This window comes from Streptomyces sp. NPDC050263, assembly GCF_040655955.1.
In the GTDB taxonomy this organism is placed as follows: Bacteria; Actinomycetota; Actinomycetes; order Streptomycetales; family Streptomycetaceae; genus Streptomyces.
On the sequence record NZ_JBFAKW010000032.1, the window covers coordinates 60,662 to 79,083 of the forward strand.

The following is an 18,422-nucleotide window of genomic DNA, read 5'->3' on the forward strand; positions in this document are numbered from 1 at the left end:
CCGTTTGTTGACGCACATGCGTACCCCCTACCGGTGGGGGTTCGAGCTGGGGGAGGCCATGCGCTTTCGCGGGAAGTCCATCCGCCGGAAGATCGTGGCGCTGCTGCTCGTGCCGCTGGTGTCCCTGACCGTCATCTGGGGCTTCGCCACGGTACTCACGGGACGCGAGGCGAGCCGCCTGTTCACCGTGTCGTCCCTGGTCGAGAACGTCGGCTATCCCATCGAGGACACCGTCCGCGTCGTCCAGCAGGAACGCCGCCAGACCCTGGTCTACCTCGCCGACCCCCGTGCCTCCGACGCGCTGTCCGCGCTGCGCCGCACCCGGACCGCCACCGACGAGGCACTCGCCGAGATCCGCAAGAACGCCCAGGACCCCGATGTACGCGACGTCCTGGACCAGGACGACGGCGAGGGCCTGACCGCGGTGCTCGACGCCTTCGAGGGCGTCGACTCCCTGCGCCGGAGCGTCGAGGAGGGCACCGTCACCCGCGCCCAGGCCCTCGCTCTCTACACGCAGTTGATCGACCCGTGCTACGCCCTGCTGGCCAGGATGGACGTGGTCGACAGCGTGGAGATGGACAAGCAGTACCGGGCGCTCGTCAGCGTCGCCCGCGCCCGAGAGCTGCTGTCCCAGGAGGACGCGCTGCTCGGTTCCGCCCTGGTCGTGGGCCGTCTCAGCGGCGAGGAGATCCGCGACGTCTCCGACCTCGCGGCCCAGCGTGAGGTGGTCTACGCGATCAGCCTCGCCCAGCTGCCCACCGCGGAGCGCGAACGCTACGAGAGCTTCTGGAAGAACGCCACCACCGCCCCGCTGCGCACGGTCGAACAGGCCGTCGTCGCCGCCACGCCCGGCGAACTCCCCCGCGGCGCGAGCGCACGGAATTGGGACACCGCGGCCGGAAACGTTCTCGACGAGCTCGGCACGCTGGACGAACAGGCCAATGACCGCTATCAGGACCGCGTCCGGCCGGTGGCGGTCGAGGTCATCGTCAAGGCCGTCTTCGCAGGTGTCTTCGGGCTGATCGCCCTGCTCGTCTCCCTCGTCCTGTCCGTGCGCATCGGCCGCGGTCTGATCCGCGATCTGCGCCAGCTCCGGCTGGAGGCCCACGACGCGTCCGGTGTACGACTGCCGAGCGTCATGCGTCGGCTGTCCGCCGGCGAACAGGTCGACGTCGAGACCGAAGTGCCGCGGCTGGAATACGACAAGAACGAGATGGGCGAGGTCGGCCAAGCCCTCAACACCCTCCAGCGCGCCGCCGTCGAGGCCGCCGTCAAACAGGCCGAACTGCGCTCCGGGGTCTCCGAGGTGTTCGTCAACCTCGCCCGCCGCAGCCAGGTTCTGCTGCACAAGCAGCTCACCCTGCTCGACACCATGGAGCGCCGCACCGAGGACACCGAGGAGCTCGCCGACCTCTTCCGCCTCGACCACCTCACCACCCGCATGCGTCGGCACGCCGAGGGTCTGGTGATCCTCTCCGGCGCCGCTCCCTCCCGGCAGTGGCGCAAGCCCGTCCAGCTCATGGACATCGTGCGCGCCGCTGTCGCCGAGGTCGAGGACTACGAACGCATCGAGGTCCGGCGCCTGCCGCGTCTCGCGGCCACCGGACCGGCCGTCGCCGACCTCACCCACCTGGTGGCCGAACTCCTGGAGAACGCCACGGTGTTCTCCCCGCCGCACACCGCCGTCCAGGTGTTCGGCGACCGGGTCGCCAACGGCTTCACCCTCGAGATCCACGACCGCGGTCTCGGCATGGCGCCCGAAGCCCTCCTGGAAGCCAACCTCAGGCTCGCCGAGACACCGGAATTCGAGCTGTCCGACACCGACCGCCTCGGGCTCTTCGTGGTCAGCCGGCTCGCCCAGCGGCAGAACGTCCGCGTCTCCCTGCAGCCCTCGCCGTACGGCGGGACGACCGCCATCGTCTTCATCCCCGACGCGCTGCTGACCGACGAAGTTCCCGACACCAACGGCATCGGTTTCCGGCTCGACCGTCCCCGCCCCCCGAAGGAGGCCGAGTCGGCGGAGGCCCGCAGGCCCGCGCTCTCCCCGGCCACGGTGCAGCTTCCCGGCGTGCCCGTCTCGATGCTCGACGGCCCGGTCGAGCTGGAGGCCCCCGTCGGCCTGGACGCCCTCGGCGGCTTCCCGGCCACCCTGGACGAGGAGGACGAGGACCACGGCGGCCTGTTCCGCCCCCGCCGCTCCCTCACCCGCGGCGCCGAGGACGAGTCGGCCGCAGGCGCCGTCGAACCGCACCGCAGGCTGTCCGACAACCCCGGCGAACCCGACGGGTCCGTCGCCGACGACCCGGCCTCCCCCGTACCGCTGCTGCCCGGCCGCCGCGCGCCCAAGCTGGTCAGCTCGCACGGTCGCCCGGTCCCCGAACAGCGACTGCGGCGCGCGGAGACGGACGCGGAGTCCTCGGCCCGGTCCGGCCCCCGCCGCATGGAGAACGAGGGACCGGCGCCGCTGCCGTCCCGCCGTCGCGGCACCACGGCCCAGATCCCCCGGAGCGGCGGCGCGACCGAGCGCCCCGCGCTGCCGGAGCACCCCGGCCGTGGTGCGGCAGAGCCTTCTCAGCCCCCCGCTCTCCCTCGGCGCACACGGCAGGCCGCGGCCCGGCCCGGCGGTCCCGACGACCCGGCCGACCGCCCCGACACCGCGTCCGCCCAGGCAGGAGGCAGCGCGCGCAGTGGCGACCAGGGGAGCAGCGCCCGGAACCAGGGAAACCCGGCTCATGGCACCGGCTCCGGTACAGGCGCGTTGCCGCGGCGCGTGCGGCAGGCGAACCTGGCTCCTCAGCTGAGACAGGGCCCGGCTCCGCGCACCGAGAACCGGGCCGACCCCGCCGACCGGGACGCCGACGAGGTACGCAGCCGGATGGCCTCGCTTCAGCGCGGCTGGCAGCGCGGCCGCGTAGAGAACGCCGCGGGCGACGACGCCCACAGCGGCACAGCACCACAAGGAACGACAAAGGGGGACGGTCGATGACCGCACCGAAGGAGACCGGCGAAAGCACCACCGGCAACGGCGAGCTGAACTGGCTCCTCGACGAACTCGTCGACCGCGTCGCCAGCATCCGCAAGGCGGTCGTCCTCTCCGGCGACGGCCTTGCGACGGGGGTGTCCAGGGACCTGACCCGGGAGGACGGCGAGCACCTGGCCGCCGTCGCCTCCGGTTTCCACAGCCTTGCCAAGGGCGTCGGCCGCCACTTCGAGGCCGGCAGCGTCCGCCAGACCGTCGTCGAACTCGACGACGCCTTTCTGTTCGTCACGGCCGCCGGTGACGGCAGCTGCCTCGCCGTCCTGTCGGACGCCGACTCGGACGTCGGGCTCGTGGCCTACGAGATGACGCTCCTGGTCAAGCGGGTCGGCGTACATCTGGGCACCTCCCCACGCACCGATCTGCCCACAGGCGGGTAGTGGGATGGCATGAGCACAGACGGTCAGGGAAGAAGTCACTGGTTCGACGACGAGGCCGGACCGGTCGTCCGTCCGTACGCCATGACGCGAGGCCGTACCACCAGTGCGGTCCAGCACCGCCTCGATCTGATCGCGGTGGTCGTCGTCGAGCCCCACGCCGACGATCCGGACACGGACTCCTCGCTGTCGCCCGAGCACGTGGACATCGTGGATCTGTGCCGGGACACTCCGCAGTCGGTCGCCGAACTCTCCGCCGAACTCAACCTGCCCATCGGAGTCGTACGGGTCCTGGTCGGAGACCTCGTGGACGCGGAATTCGTCCATGTGAACCGGCCGGTACCCCCTGCCGAGCTGCCGGACGAGAGTATTCTGCGCGATGTGATCAACGGCCTCCGAGCGCTGTGAGCAGCGCGGAAGCGGGGTGAAGACGTGAGTGGCTGGCAGTTCTGGGCGGACCGGGGCGGCTCCTTCACGGACATCGTCGCGCGTCGCCCGGACGGCCGGCTCCTGACCCACGACCTGCCGGTCGTGACCAACGCCCTTCTGGAACGCGAAGCCCCGGGTGATGACGATGAGGGTGCGCTCGCCCTCCGCACCGACTCGGGTGCCATCATCCGGGTACGCGTGCGCGTGGACCGCGACAACCGCTCCGTGACCGTCGACTTCACCGGCACCTCAGCGCAGTCGGCCACCGACTTCAACGCGCCCTTCTCGGTCGTCGACGCAGTCGTTCTGTACGCCTTCCGTACCCTGGCCGCCGACGTCATCCCGCTCAACGACGGCTGCCTGCGCCCGCTGAGGACGGTCGTCCCGCGTGGCTCCCCGCTCGCGCCCGAACCGCCCGCCGCCGTCTTCGCCGGCGACGTCGAGACCTCCCATGCGATCACCGACACCCTCTGTGCGGCTCTCGGCGTTCCGGCCGAGGGCTCCGGCACCATGAACAACGTCATCTTCGGCAACGAACGCCACCAGTACGACGAAACCTTCGTCTCCGGGTCCGGCGCGGTCCGCCGCATCCGCTTCCACGAGCCCATGACCGTCTCCACCCTGTCCCGGCACCACCGGGTCCCTCCGTACGGCCTGGCGTGCGGCGCTCCCGGCGCGCTGGGCGCCGACCGGGTGGAACGGGCGGCCGCCACCGTCGTCCGGCTCAGCGGCAGCGATTCCGCGGACGTCGGCCCCGGCGACGTGCTCGTCATCGAGACCCCCGGCGGCGGAGGCTACGGCCCGCCGCCCGACAACCCCCCAGCCAAGCCATCAAGCAGGAGAAGTGATCGATGATCTTCGGGCGTTCTGAGCGCGGCAAGCCCCCGGTCGAGCCGGTCACGCTCAAGATCCTGGTGGCCGGCGGCTTCGGCGTGGGCAAGACCACGCTCGTCGGCGCCGTCAGCGAGATCAGGCCGCTGCGCACCGAGGAGTACCTCACCGAGGCCGGCCGGCCGGTCGACGACACGACCGGCGTCGAGGCCAAGCACACCACCACCGTCGCCATGGACTTCGGGCGCATCACCCTGCGCGAGGACCTCGTGCTCTACCTGTTCGGCACGCCCGGACAGGAGCGGTTCTGGTTCATGTGGGACGAGCTCTCCGAGGGCTCGCTCGGCGCCGTCGTGCTCGCCGACACCCGCCGTCTGGAGGACTGCTTCGCCGCGGTCGACTACTTCGAACGGCGCTCCATACCCTTCCTCATCGCCGTCAACTGCTTCGAGGGCGCCGATCGTTACCCGGAAGAGGACGTACGCGGGGCGCTCGACCTCGACGACGACGTACCGGTGATGCTGTGCGACGCCCGCGACCGAAGGTCGGTCAGAGACGTACTCGTCGGTGTGGTCCAACACGCGATGGACTACGGGGCCGAACGCCGCAAGGCCGTCACCACCTGAGACGCCCGCCCGGCCGACACGGCCCGTACCCCCGCCGACCGGGGTACGGGCCGTGGCTCAAAGGGGCACACGCGCGTGTGGCCCAAGTGCAGGAGACGCGCATGTGCCGCGATGCGCAAGCCCACGCGCCTCCTACCCCTCGTCCTCCAGCCAACCGAAGCTCTTTTCCACGGCCTTGCGTCAATTGTCGTACGCACGGTCACCAATCGAGCCGCCGGTACGCCTTGAGTTCGTCGACGGGCACTCCGAGGCCGCTCACGGGCCTGGAGGCCCTCCCGGGCCACACGGGGCCCCGCGTGGCTTCTGACGGGCGCTCGGACCGCCTGTCGGCCGTTCCGGCGCCTCGCGGCACCGAGGCCCACCTGCCGTCAGCAGTCCCGGCTCTGCCGACCTCAGGTCAGACCGCGCCCGGCTCCGCACCCACGGCCCCGGTCCTCGCAGGGACCAGCGGCTGCGACCCACGCCGGATCTCGTGTCCGGCCGGCCCCGCCTGCCCCACCATCCAACTCGTTCCTCGCAATGACTTCGGAGCCTTCATCAAGGGTGCGAGAAACGCCGCGGCCTGGCGGTGATCCGTCACTCTGCCCGGCCGGCACAGGACCGTGGCCGGCGACAACGTGACCGGTTGCCCGCCTGCGGACCACGGCGCGTCCAGCACGGAGACGACCGGCGGATCGAGGTCCTCCGGATCGGCCAGGACCAGGAAGTCGTCTCCGCCGATGTGCCTCACGCGCGCGTTCCCGGACGCGCCGATCTGCAGCGCTCGTCCCACCGACCGGATCAGCTCGTCACCCGCCGCGAACCGGGCAGCCGTGTCAGCGGATTCAGCCCGGCCGCCTCCTCGCCCCGGCTCTCGGCCAGCGCCCGCACAATTGTCCGCGAGCCGGACGTCGCCCACGCGCCGCCCGCGGCGGTCGACCACGGCCCCGTCGTCGGGGGTGCGGTCCCGGTCGCCGTCCGCGACCACGTCCAGTACCTCCCACGCGGTCGCGTCGACGCCCACCGTCCGCGGCGGATCGCCGGGCTTGGCAGCGGGACGGTCCGCGTACAGGGCGTGGCCGTAGCGCCCCGACATCGACGGCAGGAACCGCGACCGATGCACGGACCGGACCGGGACCCCGTGCGGTCCACGAGGAGGAATCCGGACCGTCCGGCGACCCGGTCAACAGTGCCCGCACCTGACCGGCGGAGACGGTCGCGGGCAGCAGCGCCGCCGGTCGGACGAACTCCCGCACCGACGGCCCCGACCTGGTCGCCGACCCGAAACCCGGGCCGAGAGACGGCATGTACACGTCCGCAGCGGGCAACCGGCTCGGCGGCGCGAACAGCGCGCCCTGCGCCACCTGTGCCCCGGCAGACAGTGCGGCCGCACACTGCAGTTCGGTCCTGGGTGACGCCGCGCGAACCGCCAACACGGCCAGTCGGCCGTCGAGTTCGGGATCCCGGCGGGCCTGGGCCAGGATGTCGCCGCCCTCCGGGCGGCCGAGTATCTCCAGCCCCGAGACCCCTCCGGTGGCCAGGTTGACCACCGGCTGGAAGGCGAAGCGGAAGGTATCCGTCCAGGAGTGCACGGGAACATGACGGCGCTGCCCGCATGCGCCCAGGCCCAGCGCGATTCATCGCACCGCCACCACCGCCGAACCATGACCGAACAACCCTTGGTTCGCCGTGACGGCCACGCGCGCGTCCGCGATCTGCCGCTCGCCCGCCTGCCCTCGCAACTGCCAGGTGACCTCGCAGACCTGGGCGATCGCCTGCGCCGGCACCGCCTCCCCGAAGGAGGCCAGTCCACCGCTCGCGTTCACCGGTATACGGCCGCCGGGCGCGGTCGCGCCCTCCCGGAGCAGCTTGGCGGCCTCGCCGTCGCCGCACAGTCCCAGGTCCTCGTACCACTGCAACTCCAGGGCGGTGGAGAGGTCGTAGACCTCGGCGAGCGACAGGTCCTCGGGACCGATGCCCGCCTCCTCGTAGGCGGCTCGGGCGATCGACGCCCGGAACGGTTCACCGGCCGGATCGGCCCCTGCCGCGGAGTCGGTCGCGATGTCCGGCAAGTCCAGCACCGTGGTGGGGTAGCGGGGCGTGACGGTGGACACCGCCCGGATCCGCACCGGATCCACCGCTCCGTGCCGACGGGCGAACTCCATGCTGGAGAGCACCAGCGCCGCGCCGCCGTCCGACGTCGCGCAGATGTCCAACAGCCGCAGCGGATCGGCGACCACCGCGGAGGCGGCGACCTCCTCCGCGGTGACGCGCTTGCGGTAACGCGCGTTCGGATTCAGCGCTCCCATGGCGGCGTTCTTCACCTTGACCTGGGCGAAGTCCTCCGGCGTGTCCCCGTGCACGGCCATGCGTCTGCGCGCGTACAACCCGAAGTACGTCGGATTGGTCGCGCCGAGCACCCGGAACCGCAGCCAGTCCGGATCGTCCGGCCGGTCCCCACCTGCCGGGCGGAAGAAGCCCTTGGGGGCGGAGTCGGCCCCCACCACCAGCACCACGTCCGCCAGACCCGCGAGGATCTGCGCCCGGGCCGTGTTGATCGCCTGAGCCCCCGACGCGCACGCCGCGTACACACTCGCGACCCGGGCTCCCTGCCACCCCAGAGCTCTCGCGAACGTCGCTCCGGCCACGTACCCCGGATAGCCGCCACGCACCGTGTCCGCGCCGACGATCGAATCGACGTCCCGCCAGTCCACGCCCGCGTCCGCGAGGGCCGCGCGCGCCGCCTTCACCCCGTACTCGACGAAGCCGCGACCCCACTTGCCCCACGGATGCATCCCCGCGCCGAGCACCGCCACTTCTGCCGTCATCCCGCCACCCCCGTCGGCCGCCATCGCCAGGTCGTCCAGGTCGTCTCCGCGTCCTCCTCGAGCACGCCCGGTACGACCTCCACCTCCATGCCCACCGCCAGATCGGTGACGGCGACCCCGGGAACCGCCTGTCCCAGCACCACGATCCGCTCGGACTCCAGCTCCACAGCGATCAACGCGTACGGTTCCCACGGAAGTTCCGGATCGCTCACATAGGGTGACGGAGGGCGGTACCGGCTGTCCGTGTACGACCAGACCCGCCCGCGCCGCGAGAGCGGCACTTCCTCCAGCCCGCCGCCCTGGCAGCCCGGATTGCGGCAGTGCATGTCCTCGCGCGGGAAGAAGACCGACCGACACCCCGAGCACCGCGTCCCGAGCAGTCTGAAGTCGTCGCCCTCCCCGGTGAACCAACCGGCCACCACGGGTGTACGTGTGCGCGACAAGGAAGCCCCTCCCGGATGCCGGAACTGACGGATCGTCAGGAGTGTGGCATGTCCGCCCGGAATTGGGCAGGGAGGAAACATGACACGACTCTCCAGTGCCGTACGTGGCGTCGCCGCCGCGCTCGCCGCCCTGCTGGCCGTGACCACAGCCTCCGCCACGGCGCGGGCGCACACAGACCCCGAGGCCCCCGCGGACTTCGTGGCCCTGAGAACCGTGGACCCGACCATCCTTCAGGAGATGCGCTACTACACCCCGCACAACTTCGTCGGCGAGCCCGTCGACGGCTACCGGCAGCCCGTCTGCATCCTCACCCGGCCGGCCGCCGAAGCCCTTCACGAGGCCCAGGCCACACTGCTGCGGCAGGGCTACACGCTCAAGGTGTACGACTGCTACCGCCCCCAGCGCGCCGTGAACCACTTCGTCCGCTGGGCCGAGGACCTGAACGACGAGGCGACGAAAGCGGAGTTCTATCCGAACGTCGACAAGACCCGTCTGTTCGCGGACGGTTACATCGCCGAGAAGTCCGGTCACAGCCGAGGCTCCACCATGGACCTCACCATCGTGAAGCTCCCGGCCACTCCGACCAGGCCGTACGTGCCCGGCGAACCGCTCGTCCCCTGCTACGCACCGCAAGAACAACGCTTCCCGGACAACTCGGTCGACATGGCGACAGGATTCGACTGTTTCGACACCTTGGCACATACCCTGGACGCGCGCGTGCAGGGGCAGCAACGGGCCAACCGGCTGCTCCTCAAAGGCGCTCTGGAAGACCTCGGCTTCGTGAACCTCGCCGAGGAATGGTGGCACTACACCTTCGAGCCCGAGCCCTACCCCGACACCTACTTCGACTTCCCCGTCTCCGTCGAGTCCCTCACCGGCGGCCACTGAGCAGCCTTCGTACGACGCCCTCCCCAAGATCGGATACGCTCCGCCGCGTGTCCGAAACTCTGCATTCCACTTCGAACTCCGCGCGCGACTCCCACTGTTCGAGTTGCGGAGCGCCCTACGGGGAGGGCGTCACCGGCTGGCCCCGCACCTGTCCGGCCTGCGCCACCGTGGCGTACCGCAACCCGCTGCCGGTGGCCGTCGCGCTCCAGCCCGTGTACGACACGAAGGGCACCGCCCTGGTCGTCATCACCCGAACCATCCATCCCGCGCGCGGGGGCATCGCACTGCCCGGCGGTTACATCGACGACCGCGAGGACTGGCGGCAGGCCGTCGTCCGCGAGCTCAAGGAGGAGACCGGCATCGACGCCGCGCCCCGCGATGTGCGGCTGGCTGACGCCATGAGCTCCTCCGACGGCCACCTGCTCCTGTTCGGGCTCCTTCCGGAGTACCCCGCGGAGCGTCTCCCGGAGTCCGCCGCCACTGACGAGACCGAGGGCTGGCACCTCCTGCGCCGGCCGGAGGAACTCGCCTTCCCCTTGCACACGCACGCAGCGCGGGCGTTCTTCGAAGGCCGCTACATCTAGGACCGTCGCCTGCGGATCACGCCGGAGACGCGAGGCCGGCCAGAACCCACTACATGCCCAGCCCGCGGACGCGCACCGGGTGGGACGGTGCGTGCACGCCGTCCTCACCCTCCCGTTCGACGACGACCCGTGTGCCCTCCCACCGGGCGACGTACCGCTCGGTCTCCGGCTCCTCCCAGCCGTCGCCCGCGTCCCGCACCACCAGGCCACCACCCGTCCGTCCCCGGACCGGTGCCCACACCTCCAGCTCCAGCCCGCCGTCGTCCCCCCGCACGGGCAGGACGGCACCCGCGCGCGCGAGCACCGGAATACGCGACAGCGGGGCGTCCACGAGCACCTGCCCGGGCCCCTGGTACCCCCGTTCCGTCGCCGTGTCGTACCAGAGCCCCCGCGGCAACTGCACCGCACGACGGTCGGTGCCCGGGTCCATCACCGGCGCCACCAGCAGGCAGTCGCCCAGCAGGAAGGCGTCCTCGCAGTCCCGCAACGCCCGGTTCCCGGGTGCGCCCCACCACAAAGGGCGCACATACGGGGCGCCGGTACGTCGAGCCAGATGCGCGAGCGTCACGAAGTACGGCAGCAGCCGCCTACGCTCCACGAGCGCCACACGCGCGTGCTCCAACACCTCGGGACCGAACTCCCACGGCTCCCGGCGCCCCGCGCGCAGGCTCGCGTGCGTGCGGAACAGCGGAAGATACGCGCCCAGCTGGAACCAGCGCAGATACAGCTCGGGCGACGGAGAACCGTCGAAACCGCCCACGTCCGGCCCCGAATACGGCACCCCGCACAGCCCGAGCCCCATCACCAGCGACAAGGACGCCCGCAGCCCCGGCCATCCTGTGGCGACGTCTCCGGACCAGGTGCCGCCGTAGCGCTGCAGGCCCGCCCAGCCGGATCGCGAGAAGACGAACGGGCGTTGGTCCGGAACCAGCTCCCGCAAGCCCTCATAGGCCGCCCAGGCCATGCACAGCCCGTACACGTTGTGCGCCTCGCGATGATCACCGCCGCGCCCCTCCAGAGAGTGCCGTGCGGAGCGAGGCAACGTGGGCTCCCCGAACGCGGCGAACGACGTCGGCTCGTTCATGTCGTGCCAGAAGCCGGCGAACCCCTGCCCGATCCGCTCGGCGTAGAGACCACCCCACCACTTCCGCACACGCGCGTGCGTGAAGTCCGGGAAAACCGCCTCTCCAGGCCACACCACGCCCTCGACGACCTGTCCCGACGCGTCGCGTACGAACGCGTCCTCGGCGACCCCGCCGGCGTACACGGCGTTGCCCGGCGCGGCCTTGACCGCCGGGTCGACGACCGACACCAGACGTATCCCGTCCCGCCGCAGCTCGTCTGCGAGCACCGACAGTTTCGGGAAGCGATCCTGGTCGACGGTGAACACCTGGTGCTCGTCGTAGTGGTCGATGTCGAGGTGGACCGCGTCCAGGGGCAGGCCGTGCTCCTGATAGCCCGCCACGATCCGCCGGACCTCTTGCTCGCTGCCGAAGCCCCAGCGCGCGTGATGATGACCGAGCGCCCAGGCGGGCGGCACCGCCGGAGCCCCGGTCAGCGACGCCCAGGCGAGGAGCACGCGCGCGGGAGTGCCCACGATCACCCAACGGCGCAACGGTCCGCCGTCCATCCGCACCTCGCAGGCTCCCGGCCGGTCGTGCCCGGAGCCGGCTCCCTCCTCGCCCTCCCGCAGCATGACCGTGCCGTCCCAGGAGGTGTCGTGGAACACCAGATGGGTGGCCGCGTCGGCCACCACCAGTTGCACCGGCATCGTGAGGTAGAGCGGATCATCGCCACGATCGAAGGCGTGCCGGGGATCCGTGTTCCACAGCCGGTACGTCCCGTTGCGCAGCCGCAGCCCGGACGCCCGCCCCCCGAGGCCGAAGAAACGCGCGTCAGCCGTCACCTCCGAGCGCTGCATCCAGCGCCCCGGGCCACCCTCCTGCGGCTCCCACCACCGGGGCGGCAGATCACGACGCAGCGTCACCCCGCCCGGCGTGCACACCTCGATGGCACCGTGCCGTGAGACCACGACCGTCACCCGCTCGGCGACGACCCGCCACCCGCCGTCCTTGTCCGGCTCCAGCACCGCCCGCGGATCCGGCTCCGGACAATGGCCGGCCAACGCGTACGACGGCTCTGGCTGCGCACCGTCCCAGCCCCAGAACACGGCCCCGTTCACGGCGACGCGGATCGTCAGCTCCGAGCGGCTGAACCGGAGCGTCCCCCCGCCGGGCCCCGGCTCCGCCTCCCGCACCGGACCCGGCACCCGCGCGCGCTCGGGACCCCGCACCGGCAGCCCGGATGCGTCCGCGCGCCTCCTGCGCCATGCGGACCGTACGGTGCGCAAACCCTGGGCGGTCCCCGCGGAACCGACCGCCTTCATCGAACGCACCAGGTCACGACCGTCCATGCTGTTCACCCTGTCACTGACCGCGCCACGCGCGCGGGTCGTTCAACTGCCGTTCACCCGTGGCGGGACCACATCTTCACGACACGGACTGTGGGGAGCCCACCCTGGTGCAGAAGTCGATCACATGGCATCGTCCGTGTCAGCCGCGTCACGCGCACCACCCCAGCTCGTGCGCGGGCGACGCACACGACGCGCAGAGTCCGGGAGCCGCCCCATGCCGACCGTGAACCCCGAGCCGCTCTGGCGGCCAGATCCGCAGCGCATCGCCGAGGCCCAGGTCACGAAGTTCCAGACCTGGGCGGCCGAGCACCACGGAGCCCCGTCCGAAGGCGGCTATCAGGCGCTGCACCGCTGGTCCGTCGACGAGCTGGAGACGTTCTGGCAAGCCGTCACGGAATGGTTCGACGTACGGTTTTCGACGCCCTACGCGCGCGTGCTGGGCGACCGTTCCATGCCGGGCGCCGAGTGGTTCCCCGACGCGACGCTGAACTACGCCGAGCACGCCCTGCGCGCGGCCGCCACCCGCCCGGCCGAACCGGCTCTGCTGTATGTCGACGAGATCCATGAGCCGAGCCCGGTGTCCTGGTCCGAGCTGCGCCGTCAGGTCGGCTCCCTTGCCGCCGAACTGCGCGCCCTCGGCGTTCGCCCCGGAGACCGGGTCAGCGGCTACCTCCCGAACATCCCGCAGGCGGTCGTGGCCCTCCTCGCCACCGCCGCCGTGGGCGGAGTCTGGACCTCCTGTGCCCCCGACTTCGGCGCCCGCAGTGTCCTCGACCGCTTCCAGCAGGTCGAACCCGTCGTCCTGTTCACCGTCGACGGTTACCGCTACGGCGGCAAGGAACACGACCGCCGCGACGTCGTAGCCGAACTGCGCGCCGAACTGCCCACCCTGCGCGCCGTGGTCCACATCCCCCTCCTCGGCACGGAACCGCCCGAGGGAGCCCTGGACTGGTCGGCCCTGACGGCCGCAGACGAGGAACCCGTCTTCGAACAGGTCCCCTTCGACCACCCCCTCTGGGTGCTCTACTCCTCCGGTACGACCGGGCTGCCCAAGGCCATCGTCCAGTCCCAGGGCGGCATCCTGGTCGAGCACCTCAAGCAGCTCGGCCTGCACTGCGACCTGGGCCCCGAGGATCGTTTCTTCTGGTACACCTCGACCGGCTGGATGATGTGGAACTTCCTCGTCTCCGGCCTCCTGACCGGCACGACGATCGTTCTCTACGACGGCAGCCCCGGCTACCCCGACACCGGCGCCCAGTGGCGCGTCGCCGAACGCACGGGCGCCACCCTCTACGGCACCTCGGCGGCCTACGTCATGGCCTGCCGCAAAGCTGAGGTGCACCCGGCCCGCGACTTCGACCTCTCTCACGTCCGGTGCGTCGCCACCACAGGGTCCCCACTCCCGCCCGACGGCTTCCGCTGGCTGCACGACGAGGTGCGCGACGACCTGTGGATCGCCTCCGTCAGCGGCGGCACGGACGTGTGCTCCTGCTTCGCCGGAGCCGTCCCCACGCTCCCGGTGTACACCGGCGAACTCCAGGCGGCCGGCCTCGGCACCGACCTCCAGTCCTGGGACCCGAACGGACACCCGGTGGTCGACGAGGTCGGCGAACTCGTCGTCACCAACCCCATGCCGTCCATGCCCGTCCGCTTCTGGAACGACCCCGACGGCAGCCGCTACCACGACAGCTACTTCGACACCTACCCCCGCGTCTGGCGCCACGGCGACTGGATCACCGTCACCTCACGCGGCTCCGTCGTCATCCACGGCCGCTCCGACTCCACGCTCAACCGCCAAGGCGTGCGCATGGGCTCAGCCGACATCTACGAAGTCGTCGAACGGCTCCCCGAGATCAAGGAATCCCTGGTCATCGGCATCGAACAGGCCGACGGCGGCTACTGGATGCCCCTCTTCGTGCACCTCGCCACCGGAGCCGTCCTCGACGAGGCACTCCTCGCCCGTATCAAGCAGGCCATCCGCGAACAGCTCTCGCCACGCCACATCCCCGACGAGGTCATCGAGGTACCCGGAGTCCCGCACACCCTCACCGGCAAGCGGATCGAGGTCCCCGTCAAACGCCTTCTCCAGGGCACCCCACTGGAAAAGGCCGTCAACCCCGGCTCCATCGACAACCTGAACCTCCTGCACTTCTACGAGGACCTCGCGCGCAAACGGTCCTGAGCCCACCCCCTCCCGGCCTGCACTCGCAGTCACCACGGCGATCGCCTGTCGACCTCTCAGTAGGCTCGCCTTCGATGGCCGAATCGCTGTGAGCTGCAGGTTTCAGTCCCGTACGGTTCGAGGTCGACCTGCGAGGAGCCCATTGTCAGTGCTGTCGATTACTGTGAGTGAGCATTGATCGACTGCGCACACCGGGGGAAAACATGACACGCACCGACCACCGAACCATGCGACGCGTCCTGCGCCGTGAAATCGCCGGCACCATCGGCCTGCTCACCGACGAACATGACTTCCGTGCCATGCGGCTCTACCGCACCTTCACCTTCGACGACCACCCCACCTACCTCCAGCAGGTCGAAGACCTCCTGAGGACACGCGCACTGCAAGGCAGCCACACCACCGTCGCCCTCTTCGACCCACAGGAATACGCCGAGTACTGCGCCACCAAGGGCCTCGACCCAGACAACCCCGCCAACCGCACCCGCTTCACGGCCGAACTCGCCACCACCGGCCCCACCATCCCCTACGAGGGCCAGCCCCTCGCCGACCTCCTACCCGCCCTCGTCGACGAAGCCGTCCGACAGGCGACCTGGGAGTACGCGGCCACCCTGCTGGCCCGCCTCGGCGCCTGCGCCACCTGCGGGGAGGACATCGGCCGCGCCGCCTTCACACACGCGTCAAACCTCGTCGCCCGCATCCTCGACACGGCATCACCCGGCAACCGGCACCTCGTCTGCAGCGTCACCGGCACACCCGAAACGCTCGTCGCCGTCCTCCACGCGGACGAAGAAGCCGACGGCGCCACCCAGCTCGACGAGGCGGAAGCGCTCGAGTTCACCACCGTCCTCGCCCTGGGCCTCGCCACGCAGAGCCCGGGCGGCCTCGTCATGCGCACCAGCGCTCCCGACACCCCCGACCGGATCTACGGGTGGCGCCTGCGCGGAGAAGGCATGGAACCCCTGACCGCAGGCGAGGTCTTCGACGCATATTGCACGGACGTCGAATCCGGTGAACTCATCTCACCCGAGTCCGGAGTGGACTACTGCTTCCCACCGGACCTCGGCCCGGAAGGACGGCCGCCGGGCCACCACCACTGAACGAAAGGGATCGCCCACCTACAGCAGGGGCACTCCACCCGAAGGCGGAGCGCCCCTGCTCGCCGGCTCATCGCCGACCGGATCCGACTACTCGCCGGACAGCACGGCCTGCGCCGCGTTGCGCGCCTCCTCGGCACTGTCCGCAGCACGCGCGGCCGCAGCGGCACGCTCGCACTGCGCCAGCGTGTACTTCGCCAGGGACGCCCGCACATAGGGAATCGACGCCGAGCCCATGGAAAGAGAGGTGACCCCCAGACCCGCCAGCACGCACGCGAGCAGCGGATCCGCAGCAGCCTCGCCACAGACGCCACAGCTCTTGCCCTCGGCCTTGGCCGCCTCGGCGGACAGAGCGACGAGGTCCAGCAGCGCGGGCTGCCACGGATCCTGCAGCCGGGACACCGCACCCACCTGCCGGTCGGCGGCGAAGGTGTACTGAGCGAGGTCGTTCGTGCCCAGCGACAGGAACTCCACCTCCTGCAGGATCGAACGAGCCCGCAGAGCGGCCGACGGAATCTCCACCATCGCGCCGAACTTCGCCCGCAGCCCCGCCTCACGGCACGCGTCCGCGAACGCCTTCGCATCGGCGCGGTCCGCCACCATCGGCGCCATCACGTCGAGGTGGACCGGCAGTCCCTCGGCAGCCTTCGCCAGTGCCGTCAGCTGGGTCCTCAGGACGTCGGGGTGGTCCAGCAGCGACCGGAGCCCGCGCACACCCAGTGCCGGGTTGGGCTCGTCAGCCGGAGTCAGGAAGTCCAGAGGCTTGTCCGCACCCGCGTCCAGCACCCGCACGACGACTCGTCCCTCGGGGAACGCCTCGAGCACCTGCCGGTAGGCCTCGACCTGTTTCTCCTCGGTCGGCGCGTTCTTGCTGTCGTCGAGGAAGAGGAACTCGGTCCGAAAGAGCCCGACGCCCTCGGCACCGGCCTCGACGGCGGCAGGCACGTCGGCGGGCCCGCCGATGTTCGCCAGCAGCGGCACCTTGTGACCGTCCGCGGTGGCGCCGGGACCGGTCGAGGCGGCCAGCGCCGCCTTGCGCTCGGCAGCCGCCGCCCGCAGCCGGGCCTTCTTCTCGTCGCTCGGGTTGACGAAGATGTCGCCGGTGCTGCCGTCGACGGCGATCACCGTTCCCTCGGCGAGCTCACCGGCACCCGGCAGAGCCACGACAGCCGGTACGCCGAGCGCTCGGGCGAGGATCGCGCTGTGACTCGTCGGCCCACCCTCCTCGGTGACGAAACCGAGCACCAGGGTCGGGTCCAGCAGCGCGGTGTCGGCGGGGGCCAGGTCCCGGGCCACCAGCACGTACGGCTCGTCACTGTCCGGGACACCCGGCATCGGGACACCCAGCAGCCTGGCGACGATACGATTCCGCACATCGTCGAGGTCGGCCACGCGGCCGGCGAGGTACTCGCCGGCTCCGGCCAACAACTCCCGGTATGCGGCGAAGGCGTCGTACACGGCACGCTCGGCAGTGCTCCCGACAGCGATACGCCGGTCGACGTCGACCATCAGCTCGGGGTCCTGAGCCATCATGGCCTGCGCCTCGAGCACCGCCTGGGCTTCACCCCCCGCCAGATTGCCGCGCGCCATGAGGTCGGCTGCCACGGCCTCCACAGCCTTACGGGCACGCCCCTGTTCGCGCTCCGCGTCCTCCGCAGGTATCTGCTTGGCAGGCGGTTCGAGCACCGCCGTTCCCATGTGCCGAACCTCGCCGATCGCCACACCGTGACTTACACCGACGCCTCGCAGCGTTGTCTCCATCTCACCCGTCTCCGATAGTGCAGCGGGTCCCGCCGCCGCGGTGATTGCCCTGTTGTTCCGTCCACATGACGGCGTCGGCATTACTGCCAGGAAAAGAGGACGTCGCCGGCCTTCACATCGCCGTCTTCACGGAGTTCGCCGAGAGACTCGGCAGTGGCCTCCAACGCGACGATCGGGCACACCGGGGACTTGCCGGCTTCCTCGACCGCGCGCGGGTTCCACCGCACGATGCTCTGCCCGCGCGTGACGGTGTCGCCCTTGTTCACGAGGAGCTCGAAGCCCTCGCCGTTCAGCTGCACGGTGTCGATCCCGAGATGGGTGAGCACTCCGTGCCCTTCGGCGTTGACCACGACGAAGGCATGAGGATGGAGGGAGACGATGACTCCGTCCACGGGGGCGACGGCCTCGGAAGCCTCACGCACCGGGTCGATCGCGGTGCCCGGGCCGACCATGGCCCCGGAGAAGACCGGATCCGGCACGGCTGCCAGCCCGATGGTGCGTCCTGCAAGAGGGGACGTCACGGTGGTCATGGGAAGCCTCCCGGGGGTGGAGATGTATATGGACCGTTACTGCCTGTCCAGGACGGCGCACTGTGCAGCAGGGTATGTCATACGAAGTACCGCTTCCGCACGAGAGCTCCCGTTCCGTGGTCTAGACCACTAGCCTAGTCGATTTGCAGCGGCTCCGCGGCCCCGTGTACAGTCGTACTCCTGCTTGAGGGTGAGCGGCGCGAACAAGCGCGCTTGTCGAGCAGCACCCAACTTGTCAGATCCTAACTTTGGATCATCTTCTGCATGCCTGCAGGACGGTGGTCAGGGGGCCGGAAAAACCCTGATAGAGTCGGAAACGCAAGGCCGAAGGGAAACTGCCCGGAGGAAAGCCTGAGAGTGTCTCGGGTGAGTACAAAGGAAGCGTCCGTTCCTTGAGAACTCAACAGCGTGCCAAAAAT

Annotated in this window: 13 protein-coding genes and 2 pseudogenes; 9 read left to right on the plus strand and 6 right to left on the minus strand. The window is 70.6% G+C overall.

Features of this window, described 5'->3' with window-relative positions; genetic code table 11:
- Positions 1 to 58: 58 nt before the first annotated feature.
- The 5 genes and pseudogenes from AB0J04_RS17295 to AB0J04_RS17315 all read left to right on the plus strand — a co-directional run bounded on the left by AB0J04_RS17295 (position 59) and on the right by AB0J04_RS17315 (position 5,300).
- On the plus strand, positions 59 to 2,986 hold the full coding sequence (locus tag AB0J04_RS17295) for a nitrate- and nitrite sensing domain-containing protein (RefSeq protein ID WP_363169300.1): 2,928 nt from the start codon (positions 59 to 61) through the stop codon (positions 2,984 to 2,986).
- Complete coding sequence (locus AB0J04_RS17300) at positions 2,983 to 3,417, plus strand: roadblock/LC7 domain-containing protein (protein WP_363169285.1); 435 nt, start codon at positions 2,983 to 2,985, stop codon at positions 3,415 to 3,417. Before AB0J04_RS17295 ends, AB0J04_RS17300 begins: the two co-directional genes overlap by 4 nt.
- A 9-nt stretch (positions 3,418 to 3,426) precedes the next feature.
- Positions 3,427 to 3,822, plus strand: a complete 396-nt coding sequence (locus AB0J04_RS17305) for a DUF742 domain-containing protein (protein ID WP_363169286.1) — start codon at positions 3,427 to 3,429, stop codon at positions 3,820 to 3,822.
- 165 nt (positions 3,823 to 3,987) lie between these two features.
- Positions 3,988 to 4,714 (plus strand): annotated as a pseudogene (locus AB0J04_RS17310) (hydantoinase B/oxoprolinase family protein); the annotation flags it as partial.
- Positions 4,695 to 5,300 carry an ATP/GTP-binding protein gene (locus AB0J04_RS17315; protein ID WP_363169287.1) on the plus strand — a complete coding sequence of 202 codons (606 nt, stop codon included), beginning with the start codon at positions 4,695 to 4,697 and terminating at the stop codon, positions 5,298 to 5,300. The pseudogene AB0J04_RS17310 and the gene AB0J04_RS17315, both read left to right, overlap by 20 nt.
- A 397-nt stretch (positions 5,301 to 5,697) precedes the next feature.
- Here AB0J04_RS17315 and AB0J04_RS17320 read toward each other — a convergent pair.
- The 3 genes and pseudogenes from AB0J04_RS17320 to AB0J04_RS17330 all read right to left on the minus strand — a co-directional run bounded on the left by AB0J04_RS17320 (position 5,698) and on the right by AB0J04_RS17330 (position 8,529).
- Positions 5,698 to 6,871, minus strand: a pseudogene (locus AB0J04_RS17320) (hypothetical protein).
- A gap of 45 nt (positions 6,872 to 6,916) precedes the next feature.
- Positions 6,917 to 8,107, minus strand: a complete 1,191-nt coding sequence (locus AB0J04_RS17325; protein ID WP_363169288.1) for a lipid-transfer protein — start codon at positions 8,105 to 8,107, stop codon at positions 6,917 to 6,919.
- Positions 8,104 to 8,529 (minus strand): zinc ribbon domain-containing protein, encoded by a 426-nt coding sequence (locus AB0J04_RS17330; protein WP_363169301.1) that lies wholly within the window; start codon positions 8,527 to 8,529, stop codon positions 8,104 to 8,106. The genes AB0J04_RS17325 and AB0J04_RS17330 overlap by 4 nt, the downstream gene beginning before the upstream one ends.
- A gap of 100 nt (positions 8,530 to 8,629) precedes the next feature.
- Between AB0J04_RS17330 and AB0J04_RS17335 the strand changes: the two genes are divergently transcribed.
- Both AB0J04_RS17335 and AB0J04_RS17340 read left to right on the plus strand, forming a co-directional pair.
- Positions 8,630 to 9,439, plus strand: a complete 810-nt coding sequence (locus tag AB0J04_RS17335) for a M15 family metallopeptidase (protein WP_363169289.1) — start codon at positions 8,630 to 8,632, stop codon at positions 9,437 to 9,439.
- Positions 9,440 to 9,486: 47 nt separating this feature from the next.
- Positions 9,487 to 10,023, plus strand: coding sequence for an NUDIX domain-containing protein (locus tag AB0J04_RS17340; protein WP_363169290.1), 537 nt, complete (start codon positions 9,487 to 9,489; stop codon positions 10,021 to 10,023).
- A 49-nt stretch (positions 10,024 to 10,072) separates the two neighbouring features.
- Here AB0J04_RS17340 and AB0J04_RS17345 read toward each other — a convergent pair whose 3' ends face one another.
- Positions 10,073 to 12,436 (minus strand): TIM-barrel domain-containing protein, encoded by a 2,364-nt coding sequence (locus AB0J04_RS17345; RefSeq protein WP_363169291.1) that lies wholly within the window; start codon positions 12,434 to 12,436, stop codon positions 10,073 to 10,075.
- Between the two features lie 214 nt (positions 12,437 to 12,650).
- Between AB0J04_RS17345 and AB0J04_RS17350 the strand changes: the two genes are divergently transcribed.
- Entirely contained in the window at positions 12,651 to 14,618 is a 1,968-nt protein-coding gene (locus AB0J04_RS17350; protein WP_363169292.1) for an acetoacetate--CoA ligase, read from the plus strand.
- Positions 14,619 to 14,821: 203 nt separating this feature from the next.
- Positions 14,822 to 15,715, plus strand: coding sequence for a hypothetical protein (locus AB0J04_RS17355; RefSeq protein WP_363169293.1), 894 nt, complete (start codon positions 14,822 to 14,824; stop codon positions 15,713 to 15,715).
- Positions 15,716 to 15,802: 87 nt separating this feature from the next.
- On the opposite strand, the gene ptsP is transcribed toward AB0J04_RS17355, so the two are convergent.
- Together ptsP and AB0J04_RS17365 are read right to left on the minus strand one after the other, a co-directional pair.
- Positions 15,803 to 17,473 carry a phosphoenolpyruvate--protein phosphotransferase gene (ptsP, locus tag AB0J04_RS17360; RefSeq protein ID WP_363169294.1) on the minus strand — a complete coding sequence of 557 codons (1,671 nt, stop codon included), beginning with the start codon at positions 17,471 to 17,473 and terminating at the stop codon, positions 15,803 to 15,805.
- An 80-nt stretch (positions 17,474 to 17,553) separates the two neighbouring features.
- Positions 17,554 to 18,003 (minus strand): PTS glucose transporter subunit IIA, encoded by a 450-nt coding sequence (locus AB0J04_RS17365; protein WP_363169295.1) that lies wholly within the window; start codon positions 18,001 to 18,003, stop codon positions 17,554 to 17,556.
- Positions 18,004 to 18,422: the final 419 nt, after the last annotated feature.